The organism is Salinicola salarius (genome assembly GCF_003206135.1).
GTDB classification, from domain to species: domain Bacteria; phylum Pseudomonadota; class Gammaproteobacteria; order Pseudomonadales; family Halomonadaceae; genus Salinicola; species Salinicola salarius.
Genome location: NZ_PZJT01000001.1, coordinates 253916 through 269618, shown reverse-complemented (window position 1 = coordinate 269618; position 15703 = coordinate 253916). Strand labels below are relative to the sequence as shown.

At 62.8% G+C, this 15703-nt stretch carries 15 protein-coding genes; 9 read left to right on the top strand and 6 right to left on the bottom strand.

All coding sequences use genetic code 11. The features are described from left to right. From DOM32_RS01175 to DOM32_RS01150, 5 genes are all read right to left on the bottom strand, one after another. On the bottom strand, positions 1 to 1171 hold a 1171-nt coding region (locus DOM32_RS01175; protein ID WP_157956996.1), incomplete at its 3' end, for a dynamin family protein. After that, positions 1168 to 2193 (bottom strand): helix-turn-helix transcriptional regulator, encoded by a 1026-nt coding sequence (locus DOM32_RS01165; RefSeq protein WP_110630448.1) that lies wholly within the window; start codon positions 2191 to 2193, stop codon positions 1168 to 1170. The genes DOM32_RS01175 and DOM32_RS01165, both read right to left, overlap by 4 nt. Before the next feature lie 291 nt (positions 2194 to 2484). Then, entirely contained in the window at positions 2485 to 2904 is a 420-nt protein-coding gene (locus DOM32_RS01160) for an OsmC family protein (protein WP_110630446.1), read from the bottom strand. A gap of 96 nt (positions 2905 to 3000) precedes the next feature. Further along, positions 3001 to 3666, bottom strand: coding sequence for an N-acetylmuramate alpha-1-phosphate uridylyltransferase MurU (murU, locus tag DOM32_RS01155; protein WP_110630444.1), 666 nt, complete (start codon positions 3664 to 3666; stop codon positions 3001 to 3003). Then, positions 3663 to 4694, bottom strand: coding sequence for an aminoglycoside phosphotransferase family protein (locus DOM32_RS01150; protein WP_110630442.1), 1032 nt, complete (start codon positions 4692 to 4694; stop codon positions 3663 to 3665). The genes murU and DOM32_RS01150 overlap by 4 nt, the downstream gene beginning before the upstream one ends. Before the next feature lie 356 nt (positions 4695 to 5050). On the opposite strand from DOM32_RS01150, the gene DOM32_RS01145 reads away from it, so the two are divergent. The 8 genes from DOM32_RS01145 (at position 5051) to DOM32_RS01110 (ending at position 13481) form a co-directional block, all read left to right on the top strand. Further along, positions 5051 to 7516 (top strand): LPS-assembly protein LptD, encoded by a 2466-nt coding sequence (locus DOM32_RS01145; protein WP_110630440.1) that lies wholly within the window; start codon positions 5051 to 5053, stop codon positions 7514 to 7516. Between the two features lie 89 nt (positions 7517 to 7605). Further along, positions 7606 to 8565, top strand: a complete 960-nt coding sequence (locus DOM32_RS01140; protein ID WP_110630438.1) for a peptidylprolyl isomerase — start codon at positions 7606 to 7608, stop codon at positions 8563 to 8565. Continuing rightward, complete coding sequence (gene pdxA / locus DOM32_RS01135; protein ID WP_110630436.1) at positions 8565 to 9572, top strand: 4-hydroxythreonine-4-phosphate dehydrogenase PdxA; 1008 nt, start codon at positions 8565 to 8567, stop codon at positions 9570 to 9572. Before DOM32_RS01140 ends, pdxA begins: the two co-directional genes overlap by 1 nt. A gap of 15 nt (positions 9573 to 9587) precedes the next feature. Beyond that, positions 9588 to 10433, top strand: coding sequence for a 16S rRNA (adenine(1518)-N(6)/adenine(1519)-N(6))-dimethyltransferase RsmA (gene rsmA, locus DOM32_RS01130; protein ID WP_110630434.1), 846 nt, complete (start codon positions 9588 to 9590; stop codon positions 10431 to 10433). After that, complete coding sequence (gene apaG, locus DOM32_RS01125; protein ID WP_071231384.1) at positions 10430 to 10813, top strand: Co2+/Mg2+ efflux protein ApaG; 384 nt, start codon at positions 10430 to 10432, stop codon at positions 10811 to 10813. Before rsmA ends, apaG begins: the two co-directional genes overlap by 4 nt. Before the next feature lie 105 nt (positions 10814 to 10918). Next, positions 10919 to 11767 carry a symmetrical bis(5'-nucleosyl)-tetraphosphatase gene (locus tag DOM32_RS01120; RefSeq protein WP_110630432.1) on the top strand — a complete coding sequence of 283 codons (849 nt, stop codon included), beginning with the start codon at positions 10919 to 10921 and terminating at the stop codon, positions 11765 to 11767. Between the two features lie 169 nt (positions 11768 to 11936). Next, positions 11937 to 12266: a thiosulfate sulfurtransferase GlpE gene (glpE, locus tag DOM32_RS01115; protein ID WP_071231386.1), complete on the top strand. Its 330-nt coding sequence runs from the start codon at positions 11937 to 11939 to the stop codon at positions 12264 to 12266. A 33-nt stretch (positions 12267 to 12299) separates the two neighbouring features. Beyond that, positions 12300 to 13481: a tRNA nucleotidyltransferase/poly(A) polymerase-related protein gene (locus DOM32_RS01110; RefSeq protein ID WP_110630430.1), complete on the top strand. Its 1182-nt coding sequence runs from the start codon at positions 12300 to 12302 to the stop codon at positions 13479 to 13481. Positions 13482 to 13588: 107 nt separating this feature from the next. On the opposite strand, the gene DOM32_RS01105 is transcribed toward DOM32_RS01110, so the two are convergent. Beyond that, on the bottom strand, positions 13589 to 14935 hold the full coding sequence (locus DOM32_RS01105; RefSeq protein ID WP_071231388.1) for a GntT/GntP/DsdX family permease: 1347 nt from the start codon (positions 14933 to 14935) through the stop codon (positions 13589 to 13591). A 208-nt stretch (positions 14936 to 15143) separates the two neighbouring features. Between DOM32_RS01105 and DOM32_RS01100 the strand changes: the two genes are divergently transcribed. Further along, positions 15144 to 15701 (top strand): gluconokinase, encoded by a 558-nt coding sequence (locus tag DOM32_RS01100; protein WP_244179751.1) that lies wholly within the window; start codon positions 15144 to 15146, stop codon positions 15699 to 15701. The last annotated feature ends 2 nt before the right edge of the window (positions 15702 to 15703 follow it).

Sequence of the window (15703 nt, the reverse complement as noted above, 5' to 3'; positions counted from 1 at the left end):
GCTCGCTCAACTCGTCGAATAGGTCTTCGACCCAAATCTGTAGACGTGACTCGGTATAGCTGGACAGTTTGCAGCTAGGCGCAGGCACTTGGCCGTTAATAGTGAACTGGGTATCTATCGTAAAAGGGTTGTGGGTAATTTCAATCTTATTAACCCTAATGCCTTGTATTTTATTTCTTTTTTCCTGGGCTGTTTTTCTGGTAGAAATCCGTGCGATTTTAGCCCGCTCCTGGTCAATAACTATAGCTGCTGTCGTCAATCCGCTATACGGAATCAATAGGTGAAGATCATTATTTCTGAAATAACTGGCAGAAATATTTTGAGTCGTTAATTGAATCTGATTTTTAACGTTTTCGCTGGTGATGATAGGTATACGTGCAGCCTTGAGCAGAGCATAAGGGTCTTGTTGGCAGGCTTCCTTGAAATTCGCTAGTTCGAGACGTTGTTTTCTGGAAAGAGGCACGCCTGACAGCTCTTTTCTGGCATAAAGTGCTGCATTGGCGATCATGGGGATGATTATGGGATCGGCAAAGCCGGCGCTGGCAAGGTAGTCATTGGCTTGCTCGACATAACTGTAAATAGATTCGCCTTTTTCAGGGTCCAGTTGATCGACTTTATTCAGAATAAAGGCAACCTTGCATGGTCGCTGTAAACGATCAAATTCCTCTTTGACCATGGATAGAAGCTGGCTGTCATCATGGGTGCCGAGTTGGGTGGCATTCAGAATGTAAAATACCATATCGAATGGGATGTTCCGAATGGACTCCAGCATCAGTTGGCCGTGACGTTCATCCTGGCTATTATTCGGCCCCGGCGTATCATGGACTACCAAGCCTTGCGCAGGGCGGCAATGGATATTGAAGTTTCCACGTATAACGATGTTTTTAACCTGATGATCACTGTTCCATACTTTTGTCTGGTCAGCCTGTATATTTTCTATTGTCTCCAGCAAGTCGCCGTTATCGGCATAGCAGCAAGCGCTGGTGGAATCCCTCTCGCTATCGTGCTCAAGCGTGGTGATACATGCGGTGGTGGCCTCATTGGCAGAGTGCAGCAGTTCTTCACCAATCAGCGCATTGATAAATGAGGTTTTTCCGGCGCTCATGGTCGCGAGAACGAGTATGTTGAATGGGCGATAAGCCACTGAAGGATTCGCTTTATTTGTAGTCAATGTGGTTTCCCATCATGTGGGCAGGAATAGAAATTGCCCATCTGGGCGACTTGTTGCTTAATCTCCTCCATCCACGCTTCCGGCTCATGCACCCGAATATTGCTGTTCAACCCAAACACCCACCACAGGGTTTCCTGATCGTCCGGCACCTTGGCGTGCAGCCGATACCAGTCGCTGTCTGGCAGGGCTTCCAGCCGTTGTTCGGCACTCAATGGGGTTTCGCTCAAAAGCCAGGCGATCGATGGGGAAACATCGGCAACCAGTTCGACTTCCGTTACAGGAGTCGGATTGTTGAATCCGTTGCTCAGGAATTCGTCGATATCGAACGTGGCATGTTCTTTTGCCGGTGTGTCGAGGCATTCCGCGTATTGAATACGGTGCAGGGCGAATTGGCGCGGGTCGTCGTAGCCTTCGACGGTGGCAAGCAGGTAGCTGATGGAGTGGCGGGAGACGAACCCTGCCGGATGAATCATCAGTTCCTTGAGCGTTTCCTTGCTGCGGCTGAGGTAACTGACTTTCAGGCATTGGCGTTCCAGCAGCGCCATCGACACGGCCTGCCATACGGCACTATCCACCTGTGCCGGTTGCAGGGCCTTGCCATTGGGTTTGGTGCGCACCCGACGCGCCCAGTCGGCTAGACCATTTTCTTCAAGACCATCGAGATAATCGCGCGCGCGACGAAATTGCGGTGCCAGTAGATCGAGCACGCTTTGAGGCAGTAGAGATGTCAGGTGGCCTTCCGCCAGGTAGAGGGCCAGGGCAGCGGATGGGTCAATGTCCCTGAGATCCAGTGAGGCGTCCTTGGTGAAGCTCCAGCGATAGGGCGTTACGCGCTCGTCACACATCAAGGAGAACATGCTCGAGAGTCGATTAAGATCACGCTGCACGGTACGCATGTCGACTGAAAACCCGCGGTCGCGCAATTTTTCCAGCAAGGTAGTCGTGGCGATATAGCCGGGTGCGCGGGGAATGTGACGTAACAACGTCAGCAGACGGGCGATGGTATCTTTAGCTTGTGACACTCACAGACCTTTCGATTCGTAAATGAAAGTCATCTCACGCTAGCAAGAAAGGGCGACAAATCTTGTCGCGCTATGGCGTAAATGGCTTCTTTCGAATATCGGCCGGCGATATTGTAACTGGAGGGTAAACGGGAAAATCGAGGAGAAATTGGTGGGCAGGATGGGGAGGGGAGAATGAGGTGGAGATGGGGCATATAACGAAAATGCCAGCGATAAGCATCGCTGGCATTTTGCGTTTGCGGCAGGAGCCTGCTCTTCGCGTCTCGCGTCTCGCGTCTCGCGTCTCGCGTCTTACGCCTCGACGATCTCGTAGGAGTGGGTGATTTCCACGCCGCCCTTGGCGAGCATCAGCGAGGCGCTGCAGTATTTCTCGGCGGAGAGGTCGACGGCGCGCTTCACCACGGCATCCTTCAGCCCTTTGCCGGTGACGACGAAGTGGACGTGGATCTTGGTGAACACGCTGGGGGTGCCGTCGAAGCGCTCGGCTTCCAGGGTGGCGACGCAGTCGGTGACGTTGGCGCGGGCCTTTTCGAGAATCTGGATGACGTCGAACGACGTGCAGCCCCCGAGACCCATCAGCACCATTTCCATCGGACGTGGGCCGGTGTTGCGGCCGCCGTGGTCCGGGTTGCCGTCGATCACGACACTATGGCCGCTGCCGGATTCGGTGACGAACTGGCGGCCGTCGGTCCATTTGACTGTGGCTTTCATGAGGAGAATTCCTTGCTGGGGATTCGTTGTCGAATCACGTGTTGATCGATGAGGGCAGGATAACATTCCCGGCGCTTGCTGGTGATGTCCGCGCCGTCATGACCGCAGCCTGGCTTCCAGTTCGGCCAGCCGTTCCGGAGTGCCGACATCGACCCAGTCGCCGCGATGGTGCCAGCCGCCGACACGGCCCGCCTGCATGGCCTCGGTCAGCAGCGGCGCCAGCTTGGCGACCGTGCCGATCGGCAGATCGGCAACCAGTTGAGGGCGGATGACGCCCAGGCCGGCGTAGATCAGGCGCGGTTCGCCTTCGGCATGCAGGCGGCCGTCGGTATCGAGGTGAAAGTCGCCGCGACGGTGGAAATCGGTGGTGTCCACCATCACCAGCGAGGCCAGGTCGCCTTCGGCCAATGCCAGCCGCTCGAGGGGGAAGTCCGTCCAGACGTCGCCGTTGACCAGTGCGAAAGGCGCTTCGCCGAGCGCGGGCAGCGCCTTGCGCAGGCCGCCGGCGGTTTCCAGCGGGGTCTCTTCGACGCTGAAGGTGAGCGAGACCCCATAACGGTCGCCGTCGCCGAGCGCATCGATGATCTGCTGCGCTCGGTAGCTGACGTTGATCACGATGTCGTGAATCCCCGCCGCTGCCAGGCGTTCGAGATGATGGACGATCAGTGGCTTGCCGGCGACCGGCAGCAGCGGCTTGGGGCAGTGGTCGGTGAGCGGGCGCATGCGGGTGCCGAGGCCGGCGGCGAGAATCATCGCCTTCATGAGTCGCCTCCGCCGCCGTTGGCCGCGCGGTGCTCGGCCAGGCGCGCTTCCATGGCCGGGCGATAGCTTTCACGTAGCCAGGCGTGGAAGTCGCCGAGGGCGGGCAGTGCTTCCAGTCCGTCGTCGAGATGCGCGTAGAAGTGGGGCAGCCATTCGAGATAGCGCGGCTTGCCGTCGCGCAGGCAGAGCCGGCAGAACTGGCCGAGGATCTTGAACTGGCGCTGGGCGCCGATCGCCTCGACGCTCGTGCGGAACGCTCGGGCGTCGATGTCAGGTGCGATGCGCCCCGCGGCGAGGCAGCGCTGGCGGAAGCCTTCGATCCAGTCGTCCATCTGCTGGCGCGACCAGCGATGGTAGCGCCCCCGCAGCAGCGAAATCAGATCGTAGCCGAGCGGCCCGGCCAGCGCGCCCTGGAAATCGATGATCCACAGCCGGTCCTCACGGATCATCAGGTTCATGGCGTCGAAGTCGCGGTGCACGGCGACGGTGGGGAGTCTGGCGATGCTGTCGAGCAGATGGCGCTTGACCTCCGGCCACTGTGGCGGCGTTTCGATCCCGAGCCAGCGCGTCAGGCCCCAGTCGGGGAAGCGGTCCATCTCTTCCTCGAGAAACGCGGGCTCGTAGCGCGGCAACGAGGAGAACGGTGCGCGCTGTTCGATGGCGTCGAGCAGGTCGAGCGCCTGCGCGGTGCCCGCCCGCGCGCCGGCATCGGTATCAAAATGGTGATGCAGGCTATCATTGCCGAGATCGTCGAGCTCGATGAATCCCTGTTCGAGGTCGACGGCATGGATCGTTGGCACCGGCAGCCCTGCGGCGTGCCATTCCCGGCCGATGGCCACGAAGGGGCCGCTATCTTCCAATGCCGGCGGCGCATCCATGACGATCCGGGTGGTGGCGTCGGGAAAGGTGACACGGCAGTAGCCGCGCAGGCTGGCATCGCCGGCGACCGCTTCCCATCGGCATTCATCGGGTGAAAGATGGTGCTGGGTGGCGATCCAGTGACGAAGGGAGTCGAGGCGCAAGGTCATGCAGGCTTCCGGTCGTGATGATAGGGCGTGTCGATGCGTCGCCGCGGCCAGCTCGCGTGGCGAGTTGACGGGCCGGAGATGGCACCGCATGCTGGGCCCTAATCTGGGTGCGCCGTGCGAGTCGTCGATGCATCGATCGGGTGCAGGGCGATACGTTTTCGAGCGCGACGGCGAGACATCGAACGGCTGGCGAGCAGTGTGCCGCGTTTGGCCCGCATCGCCAAATCGAAAGGTGCCGTCGAATTCGATGTAATGGACGCGGTAGACACTCGGACGGTTCAACAAGGAATGGCTTCGCGGCAACTCCCGTCGAGGTCTGTATAATACCGACTCCACTCGGCAAGGACACAGAGGACATGGGCAAGCGACTGGTCTGGACTGCCCTGACTGGCCTGATTTCATCGACGGCCCAGGCGGCGCCCCCCGCACCGTTACCCGCGGATCAACTGGATTGGGCGCCATGGGGCGATCAAGCGCCGGCCGGCGCCCTGTGTGGTGGCCGCTATATCGAACCGGGCTATTTGCTGCCCGAAGGCAAGACCCCCGAAGAGGTGCTGTCCGACTCGGGATCGGCTCTGTACGGCAACGACGGTGAAACCATCCTGGGCGGGAACGTCGTGCTGCGGCGCGGCGAGAGCCAGCTGGAATCGCCGCGGGTTCGCGTCAATGCCGCGCGCGACACGGCATTCGCCGACGGGCCGCTGGCCATTCGCTATCCGGGCATGCTGGTACGTGGCGAAGAAGGCCAGGTATCGCTCGATAGCGATGCCGCGCGTATCGATGACGCGCACTACGTGGTTCACGATCAACGGGTTCGAGGCGACGCGCAGTCGATGCAGCGTCTCGCCGATGGCCGCTATCGCATGACCGAAGCCAGCTTCACCACCTGCGCACCGGATAGCCGGCTATGGCGCCTGGTAGGCAGCGACGTCACCATCGATCGCGAGCAGGGTTTCGGCACGGCGTCCAACGCGCGGCTGGAAATGGGAGACGTCCCCGTCTTCTACTGGCCGTGGGTGCGTTTTCCCATCGACGATCGGCGTCAAAGCGGTTTTCTGTGGCCGACGATGGGGATCTCCAGCGACGGTCTCGATTACAGCCAGCCCTACTATCTCAACCTGGCACCCAATTACGACGCCACGATCACGCCGCGGGTCATCTCCGATCACGGCTTCATGCTGGGCGGCGAATTCCGCTACCTGTTCGGCAGCGATCAGGGCTCGATCGAAGGTTCCTACCTGCCCAACGACAACGGTGGCGAGAGCGACAATCCCAACGACCCCCACGATGCATTCGAGGGAGAGGATCGCTGGTATGTCGATTACAGCCACTACGGGCAGTTCACCGAGCGGCTGGATTACGCCATGCGCTACGGCGCCGCGAGCGACGGGCGCTACTTCGATGACTTCGGGCGCGACTTCGGCGAGCAGGATACCGAGTATCTCGAACGCCTGGCGCGGCTGAGTTACCAGGGCACGACCTGGAACCTCGATGCGCGGGCGCAGGGCTACCAGCGGATGGATTACCCGCTGGACGAGGATGACCGGCCCTATTACCAGTTGCCGAGCCTGACCGCGAATGCGCGCTGGGATCAGGACAACGGCTTCTATCAGGAGTGGAATTCCAACGCGACCTACTTCTGGCGCGATCTGCACGGCGTCGACAGCGACGGCTTCTGGGAAGACGAGGAAACCGGCAACACGCGTCGCATACTGCTGCGCGAAGCGGCCAACGGTACGCGCGTCAACCTGACACCGGCCATCGGCTGGCGTGCCCAGCCCAGTTGGGGCTTCCTCGAGCCGCGCTTCCAGCTCTGGCAGACCAATTACGAGCTCGACTACGGCAACCGGGATACCGACCGCGACGAGAGCCTGTCGCGCACCGTGCCGGTCTACTCGATCGACTCCGGTCTGATCTTCCAGCGCGACGTGTCGCTGTTCGATAGCGACTGGAAACAGACCTTCGAGCCGCGTCTCTACTACGCCTACGTGCCCGAGCGCGACCAGTCGGAGTTCCCGGAATTCGATACCGATGAGCGGGCGATCTCCTGGAGTCAGCTGTGGTCGCCTTACCGGTTCACGGGCGCCGATCGCGTGGGCGACGTCAACAAGCTCTCCTACGGCGCGTCGACCCGGTTCCTCGAGGACGATACCGGTCGTGAGCGGCTGTCGCTCTCCGTGGGGCAGAGTGCCTATTTCTCCGATCGCAACATCGATATCGAGGGCGATCCGGATACCTTGCCGGACAAGGAAACCAACTACGAGGACTGGTATCGCGCCACCCGTGATCGTTCGCCGGTCATTACCCAGCTCGATTGGCGCATCAACGATCAGTGGCGCTCGCGTTACGAGTGGTTCTACGATCCCGATCGTTCCACCACCGAACGAACCTCGGCTTACCTCCAGTATCTGAGTCCGGTCGGACATGTAGTGAACCTGGGCTACCGTTGGCAACTCCAAGGGTTCGATCCCTCGGGTGATGCGGAGGATCGTCTGGGCTACGACCGGGAGGATTTCGACGTGTCGTTCGCCTACAAGGCGACGTCGTCCCTGGATCTGATCGGCCGCTACCTCTACGACAATACCAACAGCCGCGATCTGGAAACCCTGGCCGGTGTCCAGTTCAACAGCTGCTGCAGCGCGGTGCAGGTGGTCTGGCGCGAGTGGGTCGAGGACAATGACACTGCCAACACTATCGAAGACGACTACACCGACCGCGGCCTGTTCCTGCGCTTCGTGTTCAAGGGGCTGGGCGGCGTCGGTCAGGAAGCCGACAGCTACTTCGCGCAGGCCGTGCCGGGTTACGAAGCGACGCAGTTCTGACGAAACCGGGCCGGCGAGAGATCGCAGTCAATCAATGTTTACGGCGAGCCCAGGCGGCTCGCCGCTCCATCAAAGCAAGAGAGGTAGGCATGCGTCCTAGAGTATGGATCCCCCTGGCGCTGGTAATGCTGCTGTCGCCGTTGTCCGCGATGGCGGAGGTGGTGCCGCTGGATCGTATCGTTGCCGTGGTCAACGACGATGCCATCATGCACAGTCAGCTCGAAAGGCGTGTCGTCCAGACGCGCGACCAGTTGCAGTCCAACAATATCCCGATGCCGCCGGAGCAGGCGCTTGAGCGTCAGGTGCTGGATCGCATGATCGTCGAGCAGATCGAGCTGCAGATGGCCGAAGATGCCAACCTGAGCATCGATGAAACCCAGCTCAACAGCACCATGCGCGGCATTGCCGAAAACAACGGCATGAGCCTCGACGAGTTCGCCAATACGCTGGAACAGCAGGGGCAGAGCTTGGCCGAAGTGCGCGAGCAGGTTCGGCGCGAGCTGCTGATCCGCCAGGTACAGCAGAGCCGGGTCGCGAGCAGGGTCACGGTGTCGGACCGTGAAGTCGATCGGTTCCTGAGCCAGCGCAGCGAGAACAGCAACATCGCCTATCATCTGGCCCAGATCCTGGTCGCCGTGCCCCAGTCGCCGACGCCGGATCAGGTCACCCAGGCGCAGGCCGAGGCGCAGAAGCTTTATCAGCAACTGCAGGATGGCGCCGACTTCCAGCAGCTCGCCGTGGCCGAGTCCGACGACGCCCAGGCGTTGCAGGGTGGCGATCTCGGCTGGCGTCAGTCGGCGCAGATCCCCACCATTTTCTCCGACGTCATTCCCGATCTCTCTCCGGGAGAGGTCAGCGAGCCGATCCGCAGCCCCAGCGGTTTCCATCTGGTCAAGCTGATCGAGACCCGTGGCGGCGACAGCGGCCAGATGAGCCGGGAGCAGGCCAGCCAGGCGATCTTCCAGCGCAAGGTGAATGACGAGCTCGAGGCGTGGACGCAGGAAATCCGTGCCAGCGCCTACATAGACAACCGTCTCGACCGGAACTGATGACGTTGCCGGTACTGGCATTGACCACCGGCGAACCGGCCGGTATCGGCCCCGAGCTCGCCCTGGCGGCGGCGCGGGACTGGCAGCAGCTGGACGCGACAGTGGTCGCCGTCGGTGATCCGGATCTGCTGGCCGAGCGGGCAAGGCTTTTGGGCTGGTCGGTGGAGCTCGATATTCTCGCCCCCGGCGATGCATTGCCGGCGTCGATCAATGGCCGGCTGCCGGTCTGGCCGGTGTCGCTGGCAACGCCCTCGACGCCAGGGCAGCTCGATCCCGCCAACGCCGGCTACGTGCTGAAGACGCTGGATGTCGCCATCGAGGCCTGCCAGCGGGGCATCGCCGATGCCATGGTGACGGCGCCGCTGCACAAGGGCGCGATCATCGAAGGCGGTCATGTCGGCTTCACCGGGCATACCGAGTATCTGCGTGACGCCTGCGGTGTCGAGGAGGTGGTGATGATGCTGGCCACCGAACGCACCGCCAGGCCGCTGCGGGTCGCCCTGGCCACCACGCATCTGCCGCTCTCCCGGGTCGCGAGCGCGATCACCGGCCCCGGCCTGATGCGTGTCGTCCGGATCCTGGCGGCTGAGCTGGTACAGCGCTTCGGCATTGCGTCGCCGCGAATCCTGGTCTGCGGGCTCAACCCCCACGCCGGCGAGGATGGCCATCTGGGCCGCGAGGAGATCGAGGTCATCACGCCCGCACTGAACCGGCTGCGCGAAGAAGGGCTCGACCTGATCGGGCCGTTGCCGGCGGATACGCTGTTCACGCCGCGCCATCTCGATCACGCCGATGCGGTGCTGGCGATGTATCACGACCAGGGCCTGCCGGTGCTCAAGTATGCCGGGTTCGGACAGGCCGCCAATATCACGCTGGGGCTGGGCATGGTACGGACCTCCGTCGATCACGGCACTGCGCTCGACCTTGCCGGCACCGGCCTGGCCGACGCGGGTAGCCTCCGGGTGGCATTGCAGGTGGCCCGCCAGATGACGGCCCGCGTTCACTGAAGGAATTCGCTTTTCATGTCTACACGCTCCTCCGACCGTTCTCCGATGCCGCGTGCCCGGAAGCGTTTCGGTCAGAACTTTCTCCGCGATGCGGGGGTGATCTCCCGCATCGTGCGTGCCATTGGTCCGCGTGGCGGCGATCGCCTGATCGAAATCGGCCCCGGCCAGGGCGCGTTGACCGGCCCGATCCTCGAAGCGGCCGGCGCGCTGGAAGTGATCGAGCTCGACCGCGACCTGATTCCCGGGCTGCGGGTACAGTTCTACGACTACCCCGATTTCAGGATCCACGAAGGCGACGCGCTCAAGTTCGATTTCCACGAGCTGTCGCAGCAGGATGGCAGACCGTTGCGGGTGGTGGGCAATCTGCCCTACAACATCTCCACGCCGCTGATCTTCCACCTGCTGGCTGCGCGCGGCGCCATTCAGGACATGCACTTCATGCTGCAGAAGGAGGTCGTCGAGCGCCTCGCCGCCGAACCCGGCGGGCCGGACTGGGGGCGGTTGTCGGTGATGACCCAGTATCACTGCGCGGTCGAATCGCTGTTCGTCGTGCCGCCCGGCGCCTTCGTGCCCCAGCCCAAGGTGGACTCGGCGATCGTGCGATTGACGCCCTATGCCGAGCTGCCGTCGCCCGCTCACGACGAGGCCCATTTCGCCGACGTGGTGCGGGTGGCCTTCGGCCAGCGTCGCAAGACGCTGCGCAACAATCTCAAGGGGGTGATCGACGCCGAGGCGCTGGAGTCGCTGGGCATCGACCCCGGCCGACGCCCACAGACGCTGCGCGTCGAGGAACTGGTCGCCATCAGCAATCACCTGACGGGCAGCGCGACGAGCCACCCAGTGACGGAGAAGACCTCATGAGCGAGGCGACACCAGACATCACGGTCGACGTCGAGCCGGCGTTTCGCGAGGACGAATCGTCGCCCAACGACAAGCGCTTCGTGTTCAGCTACACGGTGACCGTTCACAACCATTCCGACCGCAGCGTGCAGTTGCTGTCGCGCTACTGGAAGATCACCCAGGGCCACGGCAAGGTGCAGGAAGTGCGTGGCAACGGCGTGGTCGGCAAGCAGCCGACGATCACCGCCGGGCACAGTTTCCGCTACACAAGTCGCGCGGTCATCGAGTGCCCCGTTGGCGTCATGCAGGGCAGCTATACCTGCATCGATCTGTCCACCCAGGCTTCCTTCGACGTCGCCATCGCGCCGTTTCGGCTGGCCGGCCCCAACCAGATCCACTGATCGACGCGGGCGAATCGACCCTCGCGGCCGCGTCTGGAACGGCATCGAATCGCCAATCCGATCGCGCCATCAATACGAGATCGCATCATCAACACGAGGAAGCGCATGGCGACCTACGCAATTGGCGATCTGCAGGGCTGTTACGCCGAATTCGAGACCCTGCTCGAACGTCTCGACTTTTCGCCCTCACGGGATCATCTGTGGCTGGCGGGCGACCTGGTCAACCGCGGCCCGGACTCGCTCGGCTGCCTGCGCAGGAGCGTCGCCCTGGATGGCGCCGCCAGCGTGGTATTGGGCAATCACGATCTTCACCTGCTGGCGGTGGGACGTGGTCACGGCAAGCTCAAGCGCAACGACACCCTGACGGACATTCTCGAAGCCCCGGACCGCTCGGAGATGCTCGAATGGCTGCGCGGCCAGCCGCTGCTGGTCGCCGATCGCGAGCGTAGCCCTGTCAAAAATGGCTATGTGATGACCCACGCCGGCCTGCTGCCGCAGTGGTCGCTTGCCGAAGCCATCGAACTCGCCGCCGAAGCGGAAGCGGTCCTGCGCGGCGACGACGTGGATGCGTTCCTGAGCGTGATGTACGGCAATCGTCCTGCCCGGTTCACGCCCGAGCTGACCGGCGAGGATCGGATTCGAGCCATCGTCAACGTCTTTACCCGCATGCGCTTCATCGCCGACGACGGCACGCTGGACTTCGCTGCCAAGGAGGGGCTGGACAGCGCCCCGGCCGGGTTCGCGCCCTGGTTCACTTATCCGCGTCACGATGAACTTGCCGGCGGTGGCAGGCTCACGCTGCTGTTCGGCCACTGGGCGGCGCTGGAAGGGCAGACGCCGGGAGCGCGAATCAACGCGCAAGCGTTGGACACCGGTTGCGTATGGGGCGGATCATTGACCGCACTCGATCTCGACAGTGGCGAGCGCATTAGTGAACCGTCGCGTCAGCCCTAAAGACCAATCCCGACACTGAATGTTAGGGAAACGCTGAATAAATCGGCGAGCAGGATGAAGCGCAAGACGTACGGAGCGCAGGAGCCGGAGCCTATGGGGTATAGGTGAGGATTCCGACCGGGCTGGCGCTCCAGCACCGCGCAACGCAGCGATTCCCAAGGAGCGATCCATGACAACCCCGTCTTTCCAACATCTCGACCCGGCGACGCTGGCGCAGTGGCTGAGCGAGGGGCGCTCATTGCAACTGGTCGACATCCGCGATCCGCTGAGCTTCTCGCAGGGGCACATTCCCGGCAGCCGCCACCTCGACAACACCACGGTGGCGGAACTGGTGGACAACACGCCCAGCGAAACGCCGCTGGTGGTGGTCTGCTATCACGGTCACTCCAGCCAGCAGGCCGCGAGCTGGCTGGCGGGCCAGGGCTTCGACGAGGTCTACAGCCTGGATGGCGGCTTCGTGGACTGGGCGCATCGTCGACCCGAAAGCGTCGAGCGCTAGACTGTCTTATCGAACCCAACCCGGAGCCGGACGATGAGCTCGCAATCCGATTCCCGTCTCGACCCTCAAACCGATCCGAGGCTCGACGGGCTGGAGGTCTATCTCGTGGGCGGCGCCGTCCGCGATGCCCGCCTGGGCTGGCCGATCGGCGACCGGGACTGGGTCGTGGTCGGCGCGACGCCGGAAGCGATGCGCCAGCGCGGGTTCAAGTCGGTCGGCCGGGACTTTCCGGTCTTTCTGCATCCCGCCACCCACGAGGAATACGCGCTGGCCCGAACCGAGCGCAAGCAGGGACGTGGCTATACCGGATTCGAGGTCCACGCCAGCCCCGACGTGACGCTGGAGGCCGATCTGGCGCGGCGCGATTTCACCATCAACGCGATGGCCGAGACGCCCGCCGGTGAACTGGTCGACCCCTACGGCGGCGCTGCGGATCTCGAGGCCAGACAGCTCCGGCATGTATCGGCCGCCTTCGTCGAGGACCCGCTGCGGGTGCTGCGAGCGGCCCGGTTTCTGGCCCGCTACCGCAAGCTGGGCTTCACCATCGCCGCGGAAACGATGACCCTGATGCGCCAGCTCACCGACAGCGGCGAGATGTCGTACCTGGTTGCCGAGCGCGTCTGGACCGAGACGCACAAGGCGCTGGGGGAAGCCGATCCTGCGGCCTATTTCCAGACGCTGGAATCCTGCGGCGCCCTGGCGGAGCTGATGCCGCCCCTGTCGACGCCAGCGTTGGATCACGTGCTGGCGCGACTCGAGCACGTCCCCGACGAATCGGCTGCCTACCCGCTGACGCTCTGGCGCTGGGCGCGGCTCGGCGAGCACCTGCAGGACGACGAGCAGTCCCGGCTCAACGACGCCGTCAAGGCGCCCAATGCGTTCCGTGATGCCATGCGGCTGGCGGCGCTATCCTACCGGTTGCGCCAGCAGATCGGCGGGCAGCGGCCCGGTGTCGACACGGACCGTGCCGACACGATCATGGCCTGGCTCGACGCCATCGACGCCTGGCGCCGCCCCGAACGGGTCGCACCCTTGCTGGCCCTGGTCGCCCACGACGACGGCAGCCTGGCGGACGATCTGGCGCTGGCCTGGCGACTCGCCTCGCAGATCGTGCCGAAGGCGCTGCTCGACGAAGGCTTTCGCGGGCCGGCGCTGGGCGAAGAGCTATCCAGACGGCGGAAGGAAACGGTGCGGGAAGCGCTGGGAACGTCATAAGATCATTGGCCCAAGGTCGGTTCGGTCCATGAAAACGTCCGAGCCATGAAAAACGCCCGCTGGAAAATTCTCCACAGCGGGCGTCTTGTATTGCATGGCGGGTCGAGTCAGATGAACAGCCCGATGATCAGCGACATGACCAGCCCGACCAGCCCGATGATGGTCTCCATCACCGTCCAGCTTCTCAGGGTCTGCGCTTCGGTGAGGCCGAAGTAGCGGTTGACCAGCCAGAACCCGGAGTCGTTGACGTGGCTCAGCACCGTGGCGCCGGAGGCGATCGAGATCACCAGCAGGCCGAGTATCGGGCCATCGAGGTTGAGCGTGGTGATGACCGGTGCCATCAGGCCTGCAGCGGTGATCATCGCGACCGTGGCCGAACCCTGGATCACGCGCACCGCCGTGGAGATCAGGAACGCCAGCAGGATCGGGGGCAGGGCGCTTTCGGCCATGATGTTGCCCATCACTTCGCCCACGCCGGAATCGATCAGTACCTGCTTGAAGACGCCGCCGGCACCGGTGACCAGAATGATGATGCCGGCCGGCTCCAGCGCCTTGGTGGCGACTTCCATGACCTGCTCCCGCTTCATGCCGCGGCGGGTGCCCAGCAGCGTGAAGGCAAGCAGCGTGGCCAGCGTCAGCGCCACGAACGGGTGGCCGAGGAAGGTCAGGGCGGCCAGGACCGGGCTATCTTCCGCCAGGATCACGCCGGAAACGGTATTGAGCACGATCAGCGCCAGCGGCAGCAGGATGATCGACAGGATCAGCTTGAAGCTGGGCAGACCGGTGGTATCGACATCGTTCTTCGGCAGCTCCATGTAGTCGGGGATCTGCGCATCGATGCGCTTGCCGATCCAGCGTCCGAACAGCGGCCCGGCGATGATCATGGCCGGCAGGCCGGCGATGGCGCCGAACAGGATCACGTAGCCGAGATCGGCACCGATCAGCTTGGCGACGGCGATGGGGCCCGGCGTCGGGGGAATGAACGAGTGGGTCACGGCGAGACCCGCCAGCAGCGGAATGCCGTAGTAGAGTAGCGAGCGGCCGGTGCGGCGCGTCAGGGCGTAGATCAGCGGCACCAGGATGATGAAGGCGACATCCAGAAACACGGGAATCGCCACCAGAAAGCCGGTGACGCCCATCGCCCACTGCGAACGGTTCTCGCCGAACTTGTCGAGCAGCGTATTGGCCAGCCGATCGACGCCGCCGGAAACCTCCAGCATCTTGCCGAACATGGCACCCAGGCCGACGACGGTCGCGACGAACCCCAGCGTGCCGCCCATGCCTTTCTCGACGGTATCCAGCAGTTCCTCGACATTCATGCCGGTGGCCAGCCCGACCAGGCCACTGACGACGAGCAGGGCGACGAAGGCATGCAGGCGCAGCTTCATGACCAGATAGAGCAGCACGATGATGCTGCCCAGCGCGGCAAGGATCAGGGATGTTGGGCTATCCATGTCAAACGAATTCCTTGGTCAGAGCACACGGCGCCAAGGCGGGATATACGCCCTTGGTGGCGTTGTGCTTCGCGGTGGAGTTGGCGAAAATGGATGTTACCGGTAACAGCTGGATCTCAACAATGCGCCTAAAGGTGTAGAGACAACCGCAGCCGAATCGGTTTAGGCCGGTAGGCGAGTCAGCAAAACGAAACGGCACGAATCATACATGCATCAATCGGAAGGCAACGTCATGGACGCAAAGATGAGTCAGCGCATCGTCGTGATGGGCGTATCGAGCTGCGGCAAGACCGAAGTCGGGCAGCGGCTGGCGACCGCACTGGGCGGGCGGTTCCTGGACGGGGACGATTATCATTCGCCGGAAAGCGTCGCCAAGATGTCTCGCGGCGAACCTCTCGATGACAGTGATCGTGCAGGCTGGTTGCAGCGATTGGCAGAATTTCTGGCCGAAGCCAGGGCGCAGGGCGAAACGCTGGTCATCGGCTGCTCGGCGCTCAAGAAGCGCTACCGCGATACCCTGCGCAAGGGCGACGAGGCGTTGACGTTCGTCCACCTCGCCGGCAGCCGCGAGCTGCTGCTGCAGCGCATTCAGTCGCGTCAGGATCACTTCTTCAAGGGCGAAGCGATGCTCGACAGCCAGCTGGCGACGCTCGAGGCCCCGGGCGATGACGAAGCCGTCACCGTCGATATCGCCGGCACCCTCGATCAGGTAGTCAACGAAGCGGTATTGAGGCTCGAGAAGCGCTTTCTCGCCGCCGAGAGCTGAAG

Excerpts from the sequence above, each read along its gene's own strand:
- DOM32_RS01160 (WP_110630446.1), bottom strand. The coding sequence starts at position 2,904 with ATGAAAGCCACAGTCAAATGGACCGACGGCCGCCAGTTCGTCACCGAA.
- murU (WP_110630444.1), bottom strand. The coding sequence starts at position 3,666 with ATGAAGGCGATGATTCTCGCCGCCGGCCTCGGCACCCGCATGCGCCCG.
- DOM32_RS01150 (WP_110630442.1), bottom strand. The coding sequence starts at position 4,694 with ATGACCTTGCGCCTCGACTCCCTTCGTCACTGGATCGCCACCCAGCAC.
- DOM32_RS01145 (WP_110630440.1), top strand. The coding sequence starts at position 5,051 with ATGGGCAAGCGACTGGTCTGGACTGCCCTGACTGGCCTGATTTCATCG.
- DOM32_RS01140 (WP_110630438.1), top strand. The coding sequence starts at position 7,606 with ATGCGTCCTAGAGTATGGATCCCCCTGGCGCTGGTAATGCTGCTGTCG.
- pdxA (WP_110630436.1), top strand. The coding sequence starts at position 8,565 with ATGACGTTGCCGGTACTGGCATTGACCACCGGCGAACCGGCCGGTATC.
- rsmA (WP_110630434.1), top strand. The coding sequence starts at position 9,588 with ATGTCTACACGCTCCTCCGACCGTTCTCCGATGCCGCGTGCCCGGAAG.
- apaG (WP_071231384.1), top strand. The coding sequence starts at position 10,430 with ATGAGCGAGGCGACACCAGACATCACGGTCGACGTCGAGCCGGCGTTT.
- DOM32_RS01120 (WP_110630432.1), top strand. The coding sequence starts at position 10,919 with ATGGCGACCTACGCAATTGGCGATCTGCAGGGCTGTTACGCCGAATTC.
- glpE (WP_071231386.1), top strand. The coding sequence starts at position 11,937 with ATGACAACCCCGTCTTTCCAACATCTCGACCCGGCGACGCTGGCGCAG.
- DOM32_RS01110 (WP_110630430.1), top strand. The coding sequence starts at position 12,300 with ATGAGCTCGCAATCCGATTCCCGTCTCGACCCTCAAACCGATCCGAGG.
- DOM32_RS01105 (WP_071231388.1), bottom strand. The coding sequence starts at position 14,935 with ATGGATAGCCCAACATCCCTGATCCTTGCCGCGCTGGGCAGCATCATC.
- DOM32_RS01100 (WP_244179751.1), top strand. The coding sequence starts at position 15,144 with ATGCATCAATCGGAAGGCAACGTCATGGACGCAAAGATGAGTCAGCGC.